The following is a 20,185-nucleotide window of genomic DNA, read 5'->3' as shown; positions in this document are numbered from 1 at the left end:
CCCTATAAAAGGATTTCGGCATACAATTAAGTTCTAAACTTCGCTACAATACCTTGCAGCTCTTCGGCAAGATGGGCAAGGGAACCTGCTGCGGTATTTACTTCTGACATCGAGGCAAGCTGCTCTTCTGAAGCGGATGCGACCGACACGGCATTATCTGCCGTAGTTTCGGAGACTGCCGCCATTTGCAGTGATTGCTCTGATACAGTTGCCATTTTCGAATGAATACTATCAGACACAGCTGTAATCTCGGTTACCTGGTTTTGTACTTGACCGATAATAGCCAGAATTTCGTCAAACGTTGCTTTCGTATCATACGAGATTGTGATCCCCGCATTGACGCGATCCTTCACTTGCTGAATAGATGCAACGGTTGTCGTCGTATCGTTTTCAATCTCAACGGCAATTCGCGAAATATCGGATACCGACTGCTTCGTCTGCTCGGACAATTTTTTCACTTCATCCGCGACAACGGCAAAGCCTTTACCAGCTTCACCCGCACGCGCTGCTTCGATTGCAGCATTCAAGGCAAGCAGGTTCGTCTGATCGGAAATATCCTGTACAAGCTTTAGTATATTGACGATCTCAGTCGTACGGCTAGCAAGAAGTGTTAAAGAATCAGCTGTTTCATCGACTGTTGATTGAATGAGATTCATTTGAGATACAGTGTTTTCAACATATACCGAACCTTTTTCAATTTTTTCATTTGTAGAATTAGACAATGTTGTTGCCTGATTCGCCTGATTTGCAATTTCCTCAGTTTCTTCTAATACTTTTTGTGCAAAGGAGGCAGAGGCGTTCGACATTTCTTTTTGCTTGTCCGCTGCATCCGATACATTTTGAATGGAAGTGGAAATCAGTTCTGTGCCAAGCATTGTTTCATCGGCACTGGCCATCAGTTCCTCGGCAGATGCTGCAACCTGATCTGAACTGTCCGATACATGTGTAATGATTTCCTTTAAGTTGCCGGTCATTTGGCGGAATGAAACCTGCAGTTCGCCAACTTCATCGTCAGACTCTTTATCCTCAAACTGCACATTTAAATTCCCTGCAGCAATTTCTTTTGCACCTGCAGTTAATCGACTGATGCGGCCAACAATTCTGTTTGTAAAATACAAGGCCGATACAACGCTAATAATAATCAGTGCGATCGCTGAAATAATGGAAATCCATGTAATGGCATTAATTTTATTGCCAAGCTCTTGCTGCATTGCGGTATAGTTTGCACTTACATCACGTTTCAACTCGATTACATCATTGACAATTCCTCGTGTACGCTGGGATTGGCGCTTAATTTCCGCCACATTTATTTCCTGTAGGGAAGCTGTAGTCGCTTCAGCAATTTTAGTGAATTTTTCTTCAAATTGTGCACTAATCTGACGTTGGCGATCTGTTGAAAAACTGCTTTGCAGACTATTGTAAATTTTTTCTGTTCGTGCTAAATCTGTTTCAATATTATACTTGTTGTTTTCAGACACATTGATCGAATAGACGCTCAATGATTTCTGCAGGCTTTGTACCGAGCTGTTTAATTCCTCAACAGCAACCAAGGAATCCACCACTTCTTCCGTTGATGCATTCAGGCTCATAAGCTGACTAATATTATAAGCGATAATACAGACAGCTAATATTAGCGGAAACAATGCCAATATTAATATTTTTTGTTTTAATTTCACTGTTGTACGACCCTTTCTTCTACTTAATCGTCAGTTGCCCGTCCGCAAGCTCCTGCTGTAGGTTTTCAATTTGCTTTTGTTCCTGTGCAGTTAAATTCACGACACGGATTGGTGCTAGACTTACACCATTTTCTTTAATGCCAAGCACTTTATCTTTTTCCGATAGGGTCCCCGTTTCCGAAACTTCTTTAATTGCCTGATAAACAGCTGTATCTACCCGTTTCAGCATGGAAGAAACAATCGTATCTTCTGCAAGGAAAAACTGATCGCTGTCCACACCGAATGCATATACACCGGCTTTCTGTGCCGCTAAAATGGAGCCAACACCTGTAAAGCCTGCAGCGGGATAAATAAAGTCCGCGCCTTGTTCAATCATATCCTGTGCAATGGAAGCACCAAGCTGATCATCACCGAAATTCCCCGCATAAACGGATAACACTTCTGTATCGGGATTTACTTGTTTGGCACCTGCTTTAAACCCGGTTTCAAAACGTTCGATTACCTCATTTTCAACACCACCGATAAATCCGATTGTATTGCTGTCTGATTTCATCGCAGCGAGTGCACCGAGTAAGTAGGAACCTTCATCTTCTTTAAATGTTATGTTATGAACATTCGGCAAGTCCGACACAGCATCGATCAATAAAAACTGCTCGTCCGGATTAGCAGCGGCAACGGCCTCCATATCCTCCTGGACCGTAAACCCGATTCCAATGATCAGATCCTGACCTTCCTCAACGAGCTCTTCCAGCCCTTGCTTATATGTACCGGTAAATTCAAGTTCACGGTAATCAAATGTTATATTTAATTCATCGCGTGCTTTTTCGAGACCTTCAAAAGCAATATCTGAAAACGACTGATCACCAAGTCCTGCATCTGACAGCATGACCCCAATTTTCACCCGTTCCTTTTTCTCTTTCTCTTCCTCTTCCTCTGACTTCTGTGAGCAGGCAGAGAGCACGACTACAACGAGAAGACTCATCAAAAACAACCATCTTCTTTTCATTTCATCAGTCCTTTACTTTAAATACATTATGTAGAGGTTCGACCTCCAACATTTTCAATTTTAACGTATACTTGTCATTTAATAAATGAAATAAAAAAATTATGCAGAAAATTAATAATTTTTGGGAGATTATGGGTTATCGAAATTTTATTAGAAGATAACTTGGGGATATTAGAAAAGATCCAAGCGTTATTAGAAAATCGTAAAGTCATATTAGAACACCTCAAATTAGATGAGTACTTCCCTAACTATAAAAAGAAAATTCTGAAACTTAAGTTGACACAATCTGGAAGCATGCAGTATAGTGTAGTAATTAAAAAGGGGGAAACTTTATGAAAGGGTTCATTTATACTCAACAGCAGTTTGCACAATTACATCTTCATACTAAGTAGTCTTGCTATCTTTATTAAATTTTTAATAATGAATAGGAAGACTTTTTCGCATTGAATCGTATAATAAAGCCGTTTTGGAGCTTTATCATTATACGATTTTTTTATTTCTCAAAAACAGGAGGATTCGTATGAAAAAAATGGACTATCAAAATGTAAAAGGAACACAGGATTACTTGCCGGCTCAGGAAGTTGTAAGACGCAACATTCGGCGCACTTTAGAAGATACGTTTATGTTGTACGGTTGTAAGCCATTGGAGACGCCGATATTAAACTATACAGAGTTAATGGCTTCCAAATATGCAGGCGGGGCTGAAATATTAAAGGAAATGTACACATTAACCGATCGAGGAGAACGCGATTTAGCGCTTCGTTATGATTTGACGATACCTTTTGCGAAAGTAATTGCGATGAATCCACAGCTTTCAATGCCATTTAAGCGCTATGAAATCGGAAAAGTCTTTCGGGATGGACCGATTAAGGCAGGGAGATTTAGAGAATTTACTCAATGCGATGTGGATGTAGTCGGTATCGAGTCACAGTCTGCAGAAGCTGAACTGATGGTGATGACAATCGATGCTTTTAACAAGCTAAATATTGAGATGTTGATTCAATTCAATAATCGCAAGCTATTGGCAGGGTTATTGCAATACTTTAAAGTCCCTCAACTAAAAATAAATAGCGTCATTCTCATACTGGATAAAATGGAGAAAATAGACCAAGTTACTTTACTGAAAGAACTGGAAGAACAGAACCTTTCACCTTCAACGATTGAGTTAATTAAGCAATTTTTAAATGCCAATCCGACAATTGCCTATTTTGAGAAGTACCGAGAGGAGAATGAATTAATTAAACAAGGCTATGAAGAATTAATCGAGCTTCAGGATTATTTACAAGTTTTAAATGTGGGTGAAAGTTGTGTGTTTAACCCATTTCTAGCTCGAGGTCTGGAGATATATACAGGTTCCATTTATGAGCTATTTCTAAAAGATGGTGCAATTAAATCAAGTATTGGAGGCGGTGGCCGTTACGATAATGCAATTGGAGGATTGATCGGTTCAGAGGAAAAGTTTTCGACTGTAGGTATCTCATTTGGTTTGGATGTTATTTATACAGCGATGGAGCAAAGAGAAAATAGTGCAGATCAGGCGTTGGTGGATATTTTTATTATTCCATTAAATACGCAAAAGGAAGCACTGCGTTTAGCATGGCAATTACGTCAACAGGGAAATCGTGTAGAAGTTGAACTGAGTGGTAAGAAATTGCGGAAAGCAATGGAAAAGGCAAACCGCGAAAATATCCGGAAAGTGATCATTTTAGGAGAAAATGAAATGAAGTCAGGACGATATGAAATGAAAGATATGCAAACAGGAGAAGTGGAGCAATTTGAAATACTGTAATTTAGAAGGGAAGAGATGGGATGAATATTCGAAAAGCAAATAGAGACGATGCACCGGGGATTGCAAAAGTGCATGTTGATAGTTGGAGAACTACATATAAAGGCATTATACCCCAAAGCTTTTTAGATGAATTAAGCTATGAACAACGTACAAAACTGTGGGAAAATAATATTTCAGATCAAACAAATACGATTTTTGTAGCAGAAAACGAAAATATAATTATAGGCTTTGTCACAGGGGGCACACGTAGTACAAATAAAGAAGTTGGAGCAAGTGATTTAACTTCGATCTATTTACTTGAAGAATGGCATGGCCAAAGCGTTGGGAAAAAGCTATTAAATCAAATCATGACTTCCTTTTTAGAACAAGGCTATCAAAAAGTATATGTGGATGTATTAGCAGACAATAAAACAAAACAGTTTTACCAATATTATGGGGCTGAATATGTCGAAACGGTACAATTAAGTATAGCAGGTAAGACATTAGATGAAGAGATTTATGTATGGGACAGTGTAGAAAAAGTAATCCAACAATCAAAATAAACAATTTACATTTTTTTACTAAATTCAAATAATTTTATTGAATAATCGTAATATTATGTTATTATTTTACAGTATACTATAGCTAAAAACCTAGCAATTCTCTAAATATTAGGATAATAGAAATAAAAAATTAGGAAGTAAAACATGCTACATTCCTTAATAGACATGATATAATAATTGTTATCAGACATTTCAGTTAAAAGGGAGGGGGCAAGTATGGAATTTAATCAAAGAACGAAAAAGAACGTATTATTGCTTTGGTTAGCTACTGGGCTACCCCTCATGTACGGGCTATATTTTTTGTTTCCAAATCAGCCGATCGACTGGGAAATTTTTGTGTATTTATCGATATTCGCGCTCATCACAACAGCAATTCCATTTCAAATAGGAAATACGACGATTATTCTTTCACAATGGGTCACATTGGCAGCCTTTTTGCTGTACGGCGTCGGGGCGGAAATGCTGATTGTCCAATTAAGTATTTTACCGATTATTTACCAGATGAGAAACCATAAAGATGCGTTTTACCGAATCATCTTTACTTCTTGGATGTTTGCCTATACGTCGTTTTTCGCTGCAGGCATTGTTCATTTAGCGGGATTTGAAGTAGGGAATTCGAATTTAACGCATTTACTGCTTTACGGAACGGTATTTGTCGGGTTCCATTTGTTTATCAACCATACGATTTTATACGTACGCGATCGCTTTACAGGTGAAAACGAAAAGTTTTTCAGTGAACATATATTATGGGATTACGGCAGTGCGACCATTACAATCCCGTTTGCCATTACATTAGTTATCCTGATTAATGAAATTGGGGCGCCGGCCATTTTCCTGCTTGGCATTCCGTTTTTTGCGATAACATTTATTGCAAAAATGTATAATATTTCGGAACGGGTCAACTTTTCACTCAGTAAAGCAAGCGAGTTTGGTCATGAGTTGGCAGACAGATTAAGCGCCCAGCAAATTATTGAACTGTTTATGCACCGGGTGAGTCAGCTCTTTGCACATGATGCGATGTATCTTGTCGATAATATTCAAGGGAAATATGTGATTTTGCGTGCAAGAGTAGATGGAAAAGATATCGAAATTCAGGCTGATTCAGATTCAATCCGCGATTCATTTATTCATATTTGCTTTCAAACAGAAGACAAAAAGGTATTCTCTAGTGCAAAAGAATGGAAAGAAGATGCGCCGGATTTCCTCCCGCATGATATGAATAGTGTCATGATTGTTCCAATACACCGCAACCAAAAAACGGAAGGAACATTAATTTTAACGGCACGCAAAAAGAATGCATTTGAAAAGTATCAGATGGATATCGTTCACTTACTGTCGACGTATTTTGCCGTGTCTTTGGAAAAAGCGAAATACTTCAGCGCGGCAGTTGAGAAAAGTGAGACTTGTGCATTGACAGGTCTATATAATTATCATTATTTAGATAAAATGCTAGTAGTAGAGCAAGAGAGGATTAAGGCGAATCCTCATCTTCAGTTTTCATTATTAATGATGGATATTGATTATTTTAAACGGATTAATGATACGTATGGCCATCATGCGGGAAATATCATCCTTCAAAATTTTGCCAAGCTACTAGAAAACTTTGTTCCGAAAGAAGCGGTTTTAGCTAGGTATGGTGGAGAGGAATTTGTTATGCTTTTACCGCATAGGACGAAGGAAGAGGCAGTCCAATTAGGTGAAGAAATTCGTCAATGTGTAGAAGTAACACCATTCTTAATTGAATCCGATTTAGCCGAAGCCGGTCAGAAAGAGCTGGTGTTTATTACAGTGAGTATCGGTGTTTCAAATGTCCCGGATGACACGGATGAAACGAAAGGGCTTTTACGCAATGCCGACCGTGCATTGTATATCGGAGCAAAACAGGCAGGTCGCAATAAAGTAGCAGAGTATTCACGTTAAAAGAACTCCTTAGTTAACGCTATGGAGTTCTTTTATTATTTTAAGCCTAAAATTTATTAATTACACGATAATAAATCATACTAATTTCATATGAATTAATGTATGATGAAAGTACAATTTTTAAAGTTGAAAAATTCTGTGTAAAAGCATAAGCATGTATATTGGAGGAATGGCAGATGGCAAAAATCTATGTAATCCATGAAAATGATGATTGGACGCGTCACTTAGTAAATCGTTTAGAAGAATTAAACTTACCATATGAATCCTGGCATTTGGACGAGGGGATTATTAATTTAACAGAGGCTCCTCCAGAAGGTGTATTTTATAATCGAATGAGTGCCTCTTCACATACCCGTGATCACCGTTACGCACCTGAACTGACAGGAGCAGTGCTGGACTGGCTGGAATTCCACGGAAGAAAAGTGTTGAATGGCAGTAATGCATTGCGTTTAGAGTTAAGTAAAGTGAAGCAGTATACAGCACTGGAAAAGCACGGAATCAAAACACCGAAAACAATTGCTGCCGTTGGGAAGCAGCAAGTTGTTGAAGCTGCAAAAGCATTGAATATCGTACCGTTCATTACGAAGCATAATCGTGCAGGCAAAGGATTAGGTGTTCAGCTATTTTATTCAATCGCTGCATTGGAAGAGCATTTAGCGAAGCCAGATTATGAAGAGCCTGTAGATGGCATTGTGCTGATTCAGGAATACATCGAGTCACCGGAATCTTATATTACACGGGTTGAATTTATTGGCGGCGAGTATTTCTACTCTGTACAAGTGGACACATCCGAAGGGTTCGAGCTTTGTCCAGCAGATGTATGCCAAATTGGCGATTTATTCTGTCCTGTAGGGGAAGAGCCGAAAGAGCAGCGTGCAAAATTCGAAATTGTTGAAAACAACGAAACAAAGCTGCTTGAAAACTATGCGAATTTCCTGAAAGTCAGCGGAATTGATGTAGCAGGCATTGAATTCATCCGCAATGCAAAAGGCGAAGTATTTACGTATGATGTCAATACAAATACGAACTATAATTCGGATGCAGAGGCAAAAGAAGAAAAGTACGCAATGCTGCAGCTTGCTAAGTTTTTAGGGCAGGAACTGGAAAAAGTGACAGCTCAAAAAGTGAAATAAAATGAAAAGTCCAATGAAGGGGGAGCGCTACACTGCACTTTCTTCATTGGACATTTTTATTTATGCTTCTTATGTTGCTTCATTCGTTTGACTAAGAAACCGCCTTTAAACGACTTCGGTTCATAAGAAATTATAAAGGCTGACGGCTCATGATGCTGAACAAGCATAAATAGTTCCTTTTCACGATTCCGTTTCGTTAAAATTTCGTATTTGTATCGTTGACTATCCCGGCCTTCACCAACGTATGTCGTTACCGCAAACCCTTCATTTCGCATAACTTGGATCAGCTCTTCGTTGCGGATTTGTGTATTAATCGTTACATAAATATAGCCAATCGCAAGCTTTTGCTCGATGCGTGTCCCGATAATGATCCCTAGACCAAACCCGACTGCATAAACGACCATTGCAAGAAAACCTTGATCGCCGCTGAAAACAAGAGACAGTCCAAACACATAGATGAGCATTTCAACAATTCCGATCAGTGATGCAAGCGTTGTAATATTTTTAACTAAAAAAATTGTTCGCAGAGTAAATAAAGGAACATAGAGCAGTTGTAATAATAGAATAAGCAAAATTTCTTTCATCAAATCGAATCCTTTTCTTTAAATTATGCTCATCATAATATGGGTACTCTTGTAAATGCAATAGATAAGATTATATGGAGAGGCATGAACCAAAATATTTTTCATCCTATCCTTTTCCTATGTTCCCTTTAAAAAATACTTTATGCAATATTTCTCAAAAAAAACATAACTTATATGTTTACCCATCTCTCTTTTGTGGGAAACATATATGAGGATAATTATATAAATTATTCGGTATAAAGTACTGCTCGTTCATGCAGAAAAAGAGACAGGTAGAAGCTTTCAGAACAAGTCTATCGTTTACTTAATATTATACATAGAACAAAGTTAATGAGACTTATAGACTGAAATATCGACAAAAAAGCCTCTTCATTTCATTTACCTGTCGTTTTCTGTATAATTAGGTGTAACGGGCAATGAATTATGCTTTATCTAAAAAAGTAGAGAGAAGTTGATGTAATGACCATTCTTGTTGTAGACGATAACCAAGTTAACCTCTTTGTTATTGAAAAAATATTGAAAAGTGATGGTTATGAGAAGTTTGTTTCCGTACAATCTGCAAAAGAAATGTTTGACTACCTAGATCCATCCAATGCCCCTAAGTGCTATGACGTTAATGTTATTTTATTGGATGTTATGATGCCGGAGATGGATGGAATTGAAGCTTGTCGTATATTAAAACAAAATCCACAATGGAAAGATATCCAGGTGATTTTCGTTACCGCTCTTGAAGATAAGTCGAAGCTGTCGGAAGCCTTGGACGTTGGCGGCATTGATTACATAACGAAACCTATTAATCGAATAGAATTATTAGCCCGTATACGTGTAGGGAAACGGTTGAAATCAGAACTGGACTGGCATACGAATCAGGAAAAGATTATTCAAAGTGAGTTGGATCTGGCAGCCCGTGTCCAACAAAGTCTATTAAGTCCGCCTGTTCATGAACCGGATATCTCGATTACGGCTTCTTATTTACCCTCATCGAATTTGGCAGGAGACTTGTACTATTGGGACAAGCTTGATGAAGATCGCTATGCTGTCATGTTATTGGACATGATGGGGCATGGTGTGTCCGCATCGCTTGTTTGTATGTATATTTCATCTGTTTTGCGTGAGGCAATTAAGAAGCTGACAGACCCTAAGCGAGTTATTTCAGAATTGAATCGTTATATGAATTTACTGCAAAATGAAAAAGAAAATATATTGTACTATTTCACTGGTGTGTATTTTATTATCGATACGAAGCAAAAAACCGTGGAATACGTAAATGCTGGGCATCCGAAAGGGTATGCACTAGTTGATGGGGAAAAGACAGTACCGATTACGTCGACGAGCTATGCGGTAGGATTTGTGGAAGATATTAAAATTGAAAAAGCAGTTATACCATATAATTCTTCTATCCAAATTGTCCTCTTTACAGATGGTGTTCTGGAAGCAATGGGTCCGTGTGATCTGGAATCTGAAAAAGAGCTATGTAAAATTGCGAGTAGCCACTGGTCGACGGACATTTCACCGATTGACTACTTGTTGAAGGGTGAACTGCAACATAATCAGCCGGATGATATGTGTGTATTATTATTGCGCGCCAATAGTTAAGGAAACTAGATTAATTAATAAGTCTTTAAATATAAAAACTCAATTTTTCTCTCACAGAAAAATTGAGTTTTTGCTATGTAGAAATAATTTAATACGAAATAAAAAATGGCACATCCGTAAAAGATGTGCCATTTTTATTTCGATTCCTATATATTGAGTAACTAAAATTACTTACTACAACCTCTTTTGATAGATTCGCTCTGTTGCGTTAATGGTACGGTATTTGGAAACGAGCGGCGTAAATTGCAATGTTTCTTTATCGCCTAAACCCAAATATCCGTTTATTGCTAAGCTATCGTAAAAGAGATGGTGTACTTCATGCTGCAGATCCGGTGTAAAATAGATGAGCACATTACGGCAAATGATAATATCAAATTCCTGAAACGATTTATCCGTTGCCAGATTATGCTGGGCAAACATGATGTTTTCGCTTAAGTATGGATGAAAAGAGGCAAAGCTGTCATCCGTTTTATAATACTGGGAAAAGCTTTCACTTCCGCCTGCTAAAATATAATTTTTCGTATAGGCTTGCATTTTATGAAGAGGGAAGGCCCCAAGCTGTGCTTTTTCCAGCACATCTTCATTCATGTCAGTCGCATACATCATCGTGCGGTCCAGCAAGCCTTCCTCCTGCAGCAGAATGGCCATGGAATAAACTTCTTCACCCGTTGCGCAGCCAGCATGCCATACCCGGATTTTATCAAGCTGCTTCAGCTTAGGAACGATTTCTTCCCGGAACGCCCTAAAGAAAGAGGGGTCCCGGAACATTTCTGTCACATTAATCGAGAAATCATTCAGTAATACTTTTAGTGCATCTTTATCGTAAATAATCGATTCGGTTAATTGTGATATTGATGAAAAATTGTTAATCCGCATCCGATGTTCTATCCGTCGTAATATTGATTGTTGATTATACTTTCGGAAATCAAATCCTGATAATGAGTATACCGCTTCCAATAATAAGCGGACTTCTAACTTCTTTCTATACATTTCGTAAACGTTCCCCACTTGTGAGCCATACCGTTAGTACGGAGAATAGTTGTTCCAAGTTTAAAGGCTTACTAATATAATCGGAAGCCCCTGCTTCAAATGCACGATCTTGGTCTTGCTTCATCGCTTTTGCTGTTAATGCAATAATCGGCAGCTCATGTAATTGTAAATCTTTGCGGATACGCTCCATTGTTTCATATCCGTCCATTTCAGGCATCATAATATCCATCAATACAGCATCAACACGTGTCGCCGTCTGTAAAATGTTCAGACATTCCACGCCGTTTGACGCCTCTAGAATATGAACACCTTTATGTTCCAATGCCTGGCGCAATGCGTAAATATTACGGTAATCATCATCAACAATCAAAATATGCTTTTCATCAAATATTGACTTTGATACACCCATTGCCGGAGCAGCATCTGTATAAACAGCCTCCTGTACAGCAATGTTCGTTTGGGCAGCATTTCCATCAGGTAAGCTTGGCAAGTAAACAGTAAATGTACTACCTTGACCTTCAGTACTTGATAAAGTAATCCAGCCGCCAAGAAGTTTTGTTACTTCACGGCAAATTGATAAGCCTAATCCTGTTCCGCCATATTTACGAACAGTAGCACCGTCCGCTTGCTGGAACGACTCAAATACAATATTTTGCTTATTTTTCGGAATACCGATACCGGTATCTGTCACACTTACCGTAATCCATGTGTCGCTTAACTGTCTCATGGCCGGTGTAATACGTGCTCGATCCACTTTCACTGTTACCGAACCTTCCTCTGTAAACTTCAACGCATTGGAAAGCAGGTTATTTAATACTTGATGGAATCGTTTCACATCGGTATGGAAGATTTCCGCAAGATCATTTGCGACATCCACCGATAATTCCAGCCCTTTTTGATTGGCTATCGGCATAAATAAATTTTGAATATGCTGTGGTATTTCATATACATCCATCTCTCTGAACCATAAATCCATTTTTCCGGCTTCCACTTTTGATAAGTCGAGAATGTCATTAATCAGGTTCAGTAAATCTTCACCTGAATCATGGATGACTTTTGCGTATTCGAGCTCATCATCAGATAGATGGTTTTCATGGTTTTCCGCGAGCATTTCAGACAAGATTAAAATACTGTTAAGCGGTGTTCGCAATTCATGCGACATATTCGCCAGGAACTCGGATTTGTAATTCGAACTTTGACGAAGCTGTTCTGCACTTTGTCTCAGCTCAACTTGTACTTTTTCCAGTTCATGTGTTTTCTGTTCCGCGTCACGTGTACGTTCTTCTAAACGTTCATTAATTGTTGTCAGTTCTTCTGTTTGCATTTTCAGTTCTTCAGATTGTGTTTGTAGCTCTTCTGACTGAACTTGCAATTCTTCCGTCATCGCCTGTGATTCATTTAAAAGACGAATGACTTCCATACGACCGATGATGCTGTTAATCGTTACGCCTAAATGTACAACGACTTCTTTAATTAGGTCACGATGCAGTTGGCTATATGGTTTTAGTGAAGCTAATTCAAAAACAGCTACGACTTCCTGCCCGAAAAATATTGGCACAATAATACCATTTGAAATTGGAATATTACCAAGTGCTGTTTCTAAGTAGTGGAAGCTATTATCTTTATTATCATAGCTTAAAATCCGTTTTTCCTTCACACTCTGTCCAATGAAGCCTTGTCCAACTTCAAAACTTTCACGTCCGACATTGTCGCCAGTTTCCGCAAAGGCAGCAATCTTATTGAATTTGTTTTTATTGCGGATATCTTGAATATAAAATGCGCCATATACCGAATGTGTACGTGTCGTCAACGAGTTCAGCAGTACTTCACCTAATTCATCGAGTGTATCGACACCTTGGTAAGCTGTTACAACCTCGGCCAAGTTTGTTTGGAACCATTGACGGTTCTCCAATGTGGTTAGAAGTGAATTTGTTGCCAGTACGAGATCTTTTACTTCATCGTTCGTCTTAGCAGTAATTCGCTTCCGTACTTTCCCGTCTGATGCATTCATATCTTGGATAGCATCGGTTACTTCGTTAATCGACCCTGCGATATTACGAGAAATAATTGTGAAGATGATAATTGTAGCCGTCGCGATTAATGTTAAAATTCCAAAAAGGCTATATGTTAACGCCGTATTTTGGTCATTAAGCTCCGCAACTTTTACTTGAATTGCGTCTGTTTCAAAAGTACGGAATGCAGTGAACTTTTGCTGTAAATCACTGATTGCCACACTGCTTTGCATTCCATCAAACGTCGAAAGTACTTCTTCATTATTATTAGCAAGTATCGCGTTCAATAAAGGCTGTCCAATATTATTGATCCAGTCTTCGATACCGCTGTGTATCACTTCCAACTGCTCTTGGCCACTTGAAAAGTCCTGTACAATTGTGCTTAGTTCTTCATAAGAAGCTTCCCATGTTGCGAGTTCTTCATTAAATTTATCAAGATGAGTTTCGTCATCTGTAATTAAATAACGTTGTAAGGAGGATTCCATATTAAGAATTTGACGTTCTAGATTATTTGACATCATGCGCATTTGGGAATCATATTTAATGACGCCGTTTCGTTCTGATTGTAAACTTGTTATTTGGTTATTTAAGACAAGCGCCGAAACGATTAAACATATTATGAGAATAATATACCCACTCGTTATTTTGAAGCCAATGCCCCATTTACGTTTTTTATTCATTGTGTGTTCCTACCCTGCCTTTATATAAAATTTCTATCATCTAAGTATACTATATTTTAGTAGACTGTACGAATATGATGTTTGAAAAAGTTCACAGAATGATAATATTTAATTAATAAGAATCTTTTAATTCGTATCAATCTTTCCATATACTCCGCCGCCGCCTCCTGTAATGGCGATTTGTCCTTTTCTTGATAAATCGATGAGGACTGCAAGTTTTTCAGGAATGACGCTTTTTAGTTCCTCAAATGATGCTTCATGTAAAATATTCATCTCGGTGCCGAATGCATCCAACATCTTTTCAATTGTTTTAGCGCCAATACCCGGAATAAAATCGAGCGGAACTTGGTGAATATACGGAGGTCTGCTGATTTCCAGCTGCGGGTTATCCGTTAATTCTACAATTCTTTTTGCAACGCCTTTGATCAACTGTTCCTTTCCGCAATGAGGGCAGCGGCTATGACCTTCCTCTATTAATTGTTCGCCGCAGTTGGCACATACCGTTTCGTGATACTTTCCAAGTAGGGGATTAAGTCCGTAATTAGCTATGATTTGTCTGCCTTCCATCTTATGGAGCGCTTTTCTCAGCTCTTCAAAATTAACATCCTGTACCTGGATTTTCTGATATTCACGGGCAAGCTTTCCTAAAGAATGCGCATCCGAATTTGTTACAAAGCTATAAGGGGCCAATTCACTAATCCCTTTGACCATCATCGTATCAGAACTTAATCCGAGTTCAATTCCATCAATGAGGTTTGGATCAAATACTTCCGTTAAACTACTTTTAACCCCTCTGCCGAAAAGGCTTTTAAACGGGGTAAATACGTGCGCCGGAATAAAAAGGCCGCCAAGTTCATGGACTTTTTGCTGCAAAGTGTGTCCATCACATCGCGTACGCTGTGTGCTTAGATGGATGTTCTTCTGGTGAAGCCGGAGCCAATTTGAAAACTGTTTCATCTTAGTAAGTGTCGGTATATAGCAAAGAACATGGATTGGCCCATGGCAGTTGGCATCGTAAATCTCGATTTCCGTTCCTAAAATGAGCGTCGTCTTTTTATAACGAATTCCGCCTTCAGCTAATTCTGTTGCTTTTTGTTCTAGAAGAAGATGTTCCACTTCTTCGATTACTTCTGGGGAATGACAATCAATAATGCCGATTAAATCCAATCCTTTTCTCGAAGTAGCGGTTTCCAAAATATTTGTCAGCGTCAAGTTTTTGCTTCCTGTTATTTTTACTGCCCGACCTTTATAAGTACGACCAATATGTATATGTAAATCCGCATAAATTTCCTGCCACATTATGCACACATCCTTAAAAGAGTTGTTTTTTAAATAATACCCGAAATTCGAAGTTTATTTTCAACGTGGGGAAGTTTATTTATATTAAATAGCTTAAACACAGGTCACGACATTCTATAGCAGTAAAGCGCAAAGAGAGGGTGGGACATAACCCAAAAATGCCATTTTTCTCTTAGAGAAAAATGGCATTTTTTTGCTGAGCGTAAAATTGATTTCCATTTCGGGACGCTTTCCGCGGGTGTGAGGCCAACAGGATGTTGGTCACAAAAGCGTTGCCACAGGACGTGGCGTTCTTAGCTTTTGTTCCTAGTCTCAGGCGTCACGCTATTCCCACAGGAAGCTTGCTTGTAGCGAAAGGCATAGCCGTCAGCTAATGTTTTCACAGTGCGAAAGGTGAAACCGTCAGCACGAACACTCGCCCTCCATTCCAATCAATTTTATAAAATATCCGTTTCTTAATAAGGTTTTTCTCCTTAGCTTATGAAATTTCTACTTCTGTCCCAGCCCTTTTCGTTCAATTTCGGTTAATCGGCAGCTTCGGATAAGGTCGCTTTAGTTGCGGTAACATTTTCTGAAGACACGCGATTTTGCATATTTACATATGAGCGTTTATCCGAAACGAATGTTAAAGCAATCGCAGCAACTAAACCCGGAATGGCAAATGCGATGAAGTTCATTTCAATCGGCAATGCAATCGATAATAGGAACCCGCCTAGAAGGGGACCCATCATGCCGCCCATACGCCCAATCCCGGATGCCATCCCTAATGCAGTGGAACGGATATTTGGCGGGTAGTACTGTGAAACGTATGCTTGTACAATATTTTGAGCACCGATTGTTGCAGCACCAGCGACAGCAACTAACACATAAATGTAAAATGTATGACCGCCAAACCCTAGAAGTGTTAAAGCGATTGCACCAGAGGCATACATCGGAACGAGCATTTTCTTTGAACCGTATTTATCACATAACCGGGCGATAATAATCGTACCGACCATTGCACCACCTTGAAGTGTAATGAGGAAGCCTAAGCTCGAGTTCAACCCATAGCCCGCTTCAATCATGAGCTTTGGCAACCATGTGTTTAATCCATAAACCATTAGAAGACATGAGAAAAACGCTGTCCAAAACATGACCGTACTTAAACCACGTTTATTATTAAATAATCCGACAACAGGAACTTTGGAATTATCAACCGGAATATGTTCGAGCTCTTCCGTTCCGTCAAATGTTATATTCGGATCTACTTTTCGTAGATTTTTGAATAACTCTTCTGTCTTTCCCCTTCTAGCAAGGTAAACTGCTGATTCCGGCAGCTTTTTATACATCAATGGTAATAATAGCAGTGGAATTCCGGCCACCCAAAAAATCGACTCCCAGCCTAAGCTTGGCATAATTAAGATACCTAGAATAGGGGCTAACATCCCGCCGACAGAATAGCCGCATAATACGATGGAAACGACCATACTGCGCATTTTTTTAGGTGAATAATCTGTCAATAATGCGATGACATTCGGCATAATGCCACCGAGGCCCAACCCAGCGAAAAAGCGGAAAATTGAAAATAACAATACATTTGTTGTAAAGCCACATAGGACTGTAAATAAGCTAAATAATACGATCGAAATCGCGGTAACTTTTTTTCGGCCAATACGGTCTGCTAAAATCCCTAAAATGATCGCACCAAACATCATACCGAATAAACCATAACTGCCAATTGCTCCGGCTTGAACTGTCGTCAATCCCCATTCCTCGATTAGTACAGGGACAACTGTACCATAGACCACTAAATCATACCCATCAAATAAAATAATGAGAAAACACCATGCCAATAAGCTGAAATGAAAGCGGTTAAATTTACTGTCTGCAATAACTTGTGCTACGTTAATTTTCTTCATATGCATTCCCCCTAAAAGTCCCCAATCCCCATTGAAATGACTTAAATTATTAATATAGTGAACAAAGTTCATAATATTTATAGATAATAATATTCTGAATTAAGGTAATTTTCAATGTTTATTATTAAAAAAGTTTAAAAAAGTTAAAAAAACATCAAATTGTCTAGCTTATATAAATTTTTCGTTAAAATGTACAAAAGGGTAGGAGAACAATTATTTAATTTCTTTTTATGAGATATTTGTTAGCGAATGAATTAAAAGAGGGGTTAAATTAATATGTCCTGCAGACAGGGGAAATTCACTCAGCAGGACCGTTTATTTACTCGTCATTTCAATTAAACAATAGATTTTATTGCTTGCCATTTTTCCATTACGACATCTTCATCAAACGTACTAATGATTCGATAATTTTCGTCATCTAAAATGCGGTAATGCTTGCTTAAAAGATTTTGCTGAAGTCGGTGGTGTTTAAATTCGTCGATGTTCTTCCACCAAACATAACCGCCCATTGTTTTTTCACGTGGGGTAATGATGACATTATGTGCGGTAAGTTCAATGACTTCCATCGGGTCGCCGCCAATACGGTTTTGTAATGTTTCGCTATGACGGAAGAGGGCACAGATCGCAATCGTCGTTGTCCAGTTTGCATAAGTACGCTCTTTCTCGATCTGTACGAGCGTCTTTTTCGAAATGCCTAAAATTTCGGCCATTTTATCTTGCGTGTAATTATTTTCCGTTCGGATAAGTTTCAAACTTTCCGATGTTATTTGAATGATAAAATCTCGATCCATCGAATCACCTCGTGTAATAATACACTAAATATAACATAATACTATTTTCATTTCGATGGATAGAAATGAAAAAAAGTAGCCTAAGCAAAATCACCTAGACTACATTCAATGAACAATTATTTTTCTTTTTCTTTTCCGAGTAGCTTGTTTGAAATGACCAGTCCGATTGCACCGATTATGATGAATGAAATCGAACGGATTAAAATGTCGAGTTCGGATAAGTCAAAGAATATCATCTTAATAATTCCGAAAAACAATAAGCCAATACCGACCATCTTCAGATTGCTATAATTTCGTCTCGCTGCAAGGAACAGTGCGAGACAAGCGAAGATGAAAATGAACACGGTATTTAGAATAACCGCCGAACTCCAATTGATGAGATCATGGAAATTCATGAAGTTCGTTATACTGAAGATCCAAATAATCGAAATAATCATACTGGCAATTGTCAGCTGCTCTGTATAACGGCTGAAAAACGTTTTGTAGTTTTTATAAATCCACCCTTGTTCCCAAGAATCTGCAATAATTGCCCACAGGATGGCAAAATATAAAATGCGAACGATAAGGGCAACAATAACGGTGCGATCATCAACCCATACCGTAGAAAGTAAAACAAGTCCCGCAATTCCGAAAACCACGGCAGCAAGCCATGGGAGAAGTTGACCGGCAATATCACGTTTGATAATCAAAACTGCGGCAAAGGCAAATGCGATCACACTGAAAGCTAAAAACGTTGTATAATGCTGCGGCATATACGCCCAGTCCAGTTTCCAAATATAAAGAAGACCGACTAAATACAATAGAGAAGGGTAGATATCTTCAAGTTTGAAAAGTCTCTTCTTCTCTTCAACCGGTGTACCTTTATACAGAAGCAGCACTTTATAAAGACCGATTAGCATCGCGATGACTAGAACAATGTTTAAATGCTTCAGTGAGAAAAATGGCTCCACTTCATAAAACATTAAAACGAAAAAGGAGAGTACAGTAAACGTAATGCCCTTAACCCATTTCATAAATAATATCGCATGCTTTACCGCAACAACCAGTCCGCCAAAAGTTACGAAAATCATCAGTAGCAGCGTCATTTCACTTGAAATATTAAGCTGTGTAATAATATTCAGCAGTACAATAGCCGATAACGTCCCGAACATATCGATCAACAGTCGGTCCGCACGTTTATATACGATGTATAATGCACCAGCTACAATCGTTAAGAACAAAATAAGAGCGATTAGTAACGGGGTCTGTTCACGAGAAAGAATGCCGTTTACCAGTGACAACACAATGACAGTAAAAGTAAATAGTAAACTAGCATGGACTTTACTATTACTAGAATACAACCGTAAGAAACTTACGAGAAATAGACTAAAAACGGCAATGATCGCAAATGCAAAAAATACGAGTCGTTCATCGTGGAATATTGAAACAACCGCCAGTGCTAAAACTGAAAAAATGGTCCCGATATAAAGTGCTTTTCGCTGTGTATGCTTCCAAATAACGATTTGTAGAACTGCGAACAGTAGCACGATGAAAATGCCGATAATGATTCCGCTGAATTGCATGTATTCCAGTAAATAAGGCAGTAATAATGACGTAAAGACAACGAGTACTGTCAATGCTTCATTTCCTTTAATAAAGCTGATGAACACCCCATAAACAATGTAAAGCAGTGCAAAAATCAGAGCCACATATAAACTAAGAACATCATATAAAATGGCCCCTGCAGCAGTAGTTAAAATCCCGACAATGAAGGCACCACCATACAGTGATAACGCGACAACCCGCGATCCTTTTTGTTTTTTCTCCATATAGTAGGCACATGCGCCAAGACCGATTGATAATACAAACCCGGCAATAATTTTGACGCTATCGGATAAGAAGCCGTAATCGCTAACGAGTTTCAAACCCCAAAGGACACCGAGCACTAAAATGACCGTAAAAATTCGCGGTAATGCCCGTGTAAACAATTCTTCCAGTGACCGCTTTTCCTTTTCTGGAATAGGGTCTTCCTTAGGAACAGCAACCGTCTTCGGTACAGATAGTTTTTCTCGTACAACAGGTTTTACCGTTTCTGTTTTAACAGGTACAACTTGCTCAACTTTCGCATGCTGCTTTAAATGCTGGACTTCTGTTTTTAATAAGCGCAATTCCTGTTCCAAAGCCGCAATCCGCTCCAGCATCTCTGAATCTCTTTCCACAAGATCACCTCTTTCAATAAAAGTAATGATACTCTATTAGTGTAATTTTACACTTTTATGCTGTGGAAGTA

At 38.7% G+C, this 20,185-nt stretch carries 14 protein-coding genes; 5 read left to right on the top strand and 9 right to left on the bottom strand.

The features are described 5' to 3' along the window. Positions 1-26 precede the first annotated feature (26 nt). Together MKY07_RS15215 and MKY07_RS15210 are read right to left on the bottom strand one after the other, a co-directional pair. Positions 27-1,676: a methyl-accepting chemotaxis protein gene (locus MKY07_RS15215; RefSeq protein WP_014822971.1), complete on the bottom strand. Its 1,650-nt coding sequence runs from the start codon at positions 1,674-1,676 to the stop codon at positions 27-29. 19 nt (positions 1,677-1,695) lie between these two features. Then, positions 1,696-2,682: a BMP family ABC transporter substrate-binding protein gene (locus tag MKY07_RS15210; RefSeq protein ID WP_339262915.1), complete on the bottom strand. Its 987-nt coding sequence runs from the start codon at positions 2,680-2,682 to the stop codon at positions 1,696-1,698. Positions 2,683-3,202: 520 nt separating this feature from the next. Between MKY07_RS15210 and MKY07_RS15205 the strand changes: the two genes are divergently transcribed. The 4 genes from MKY07_RS15205 (at position 3,203) to MKY07_RS15190 (ending at position 8,066) form a co-directional block, all read left to right on the top strand. Further along, positions 3,203-4,471, top strand: a complete 1,269-nt coding sequence (locus MKY07_RS15205; protein ID WP_339262913.1) for a histidine--tRNA ligase — start codon at positions 3,203-3,205, stop codon at positions 4,469-4,471. A 20-nt stretch (positions 4,472-4,491) separates the two neighbouring features. Next, entirely contained in the window at positions 4,492-5,013 is a 522-nt protein-coding gene (locus tag MKY07_RS15200) for a GNAT family N-acetyltransferase (protein ID WP_339262911.1), read from the top strand. 216 nt (positions 5,014-5,229) lie between these two features. After that, complete coding sequence (locus MKY07_RS15195) at positions 5,230-6,933, top strand: sensor domain-containing diguanylate cyclase (RefSeq protein ID WP_014822975.1); 1,704 nt, start codon at positions 5,230-5,232, stop codon at positions 6,931-6,933. Between the two features lie 176 nt (positions 6,934-7,109). Beyond that, positions 7,110-8,066: an alpha-L-glutamate ligase gene (locus tag MKY07_RS15190; RefSeq protein ID WP_339262909.1), complete on the top strand. Its 957-nt coding sequence runs from the start codon at positions 7,110-7,112 to the stop codon at positions 8,064-8,066. A 56-nt stretch (positions 8,067-8,122) separates the two neighbouring features. Here MKY07_RS15190 and MKY07_RS15185 read toward each other — a convergent pair whose 3' ends face one another. Beyond that, positions 8,123-8,650, bottom strand: a complete 528-nt coding sequence (locus MKY07_RS15185; RefSeq protein WP_008406062.1) for a DUF2179 domain-containing protein — start codon at positions 8,648-8,650, stop codon at positions 8,123-8,125. A 459-nt stretch (positions 8,651-9,109) separates the two neighbouring features. On the opposite strand from MKY07_RS15185, the gene MKY07_RS15180 reads away from it, so the two are divergent. After that, positions 9,110-10,246, top strand: a complete 1,137-nt coding sequence (locus MKY07_RS15180) for a fused response regulator/phosphatase (RefSeq protein WP_014822978.1) — start codon at positions 9,110-9,112, stop codon at positions 10,244-10,246. Positions 10,247-10,420: 174 nt separating this feature from the next. On the opposite strand, the gene MKY07_RS15175 is transcribed toward MKY07_RS15180, so the two are convergent. The 6 genes from MKY07_RS15175 to MKY07_RS15150 form a co-directional block, all read right to left on the bottom strand. After that, entirely contained in the window at positions 10,421-11,236 is an 816-nt protein-coding gene (locus MKY07_RS15175) for a protein-glutamate O-methyltransferase CheR (RefSeq protein ID WP_014822979.1), read from the bottom strand. Beyond that, entirely contained in the window at positions 11,229-13,928 is a 2,700-nt protein-coding gene (locus MKY07_RS15170; protein ID WP_339262905.1) for an ATP-binding protein, read from the bottom strand. The genes MKY07_RS15175 and MKY07_RS15170 overlap by 8 nt, the downstream gene beginning before the upstream one ends. 126 nt (positions 13,929-14,054) lie before the next feature. Then, positions 14,055-15,227: an endonuclease Q family protein gene (locus MKY07_RS15165; RefSeq protein ID WP_339262903.1), complete on the bottom strand. Its 1,173-nt coding sequence runs from the start codon at positions 15,225-15,227 to the stop codon at positions 14,055-14,057. Between the two features lie 524 nt (positions 15,228-15,751). Then, the gene (locus MKY07_RS15160) at positions 15,752-17,125 is read right to left on the bottom strand and encodes an MFS transporter (RefSeq protein WP_339262901.1); all 1,374 of its coding nucleotides are present in this window, start codon (positions 17,123-17,125) and stop codon (positions 15,752-15,754) included. 335 nt (positions 17,126-17,460) lie between these two features. After that, on the bottom strand, positions 17,461-17,916 hold the full coding sequence (locus MKY07_RS15155) for a helix-turn-helix domain-containing protein (RefSeq protein WP_065216888.1): 456 nt from the start codon (positions 17,914-17,916) through the stop codon (positions 17,461-17,463). Between the two features lie 116 nt (positions 17,917-18,032). Next, the gene (locus MKY07_RS15150) at positions 18,033-20,114 is read right to left on the bottom strand and encodes a DUF2339 domain-containing protein (protein ID WP_339262899.1); all 2,082 of its coding nucleotides are present in this window, start codon (positions 20,112-20,114) and stop codon (positions 18,033-18,035) included. Positions 20,115-20,185 lie beyond the last annotated feature (71 nt).

The organism is Solibacillus sp. FSL W7-1472 (assembly GCF_037969775.1).
Lineage (GTDB): Bacteria > Bacillota > Bacilli > Bacillales_A > Planococcaceae > Solibacillus > Solibacillus silvestris.
This window is presented reverse-complemented; position numbering and strand designations above follow the sequence as displayed.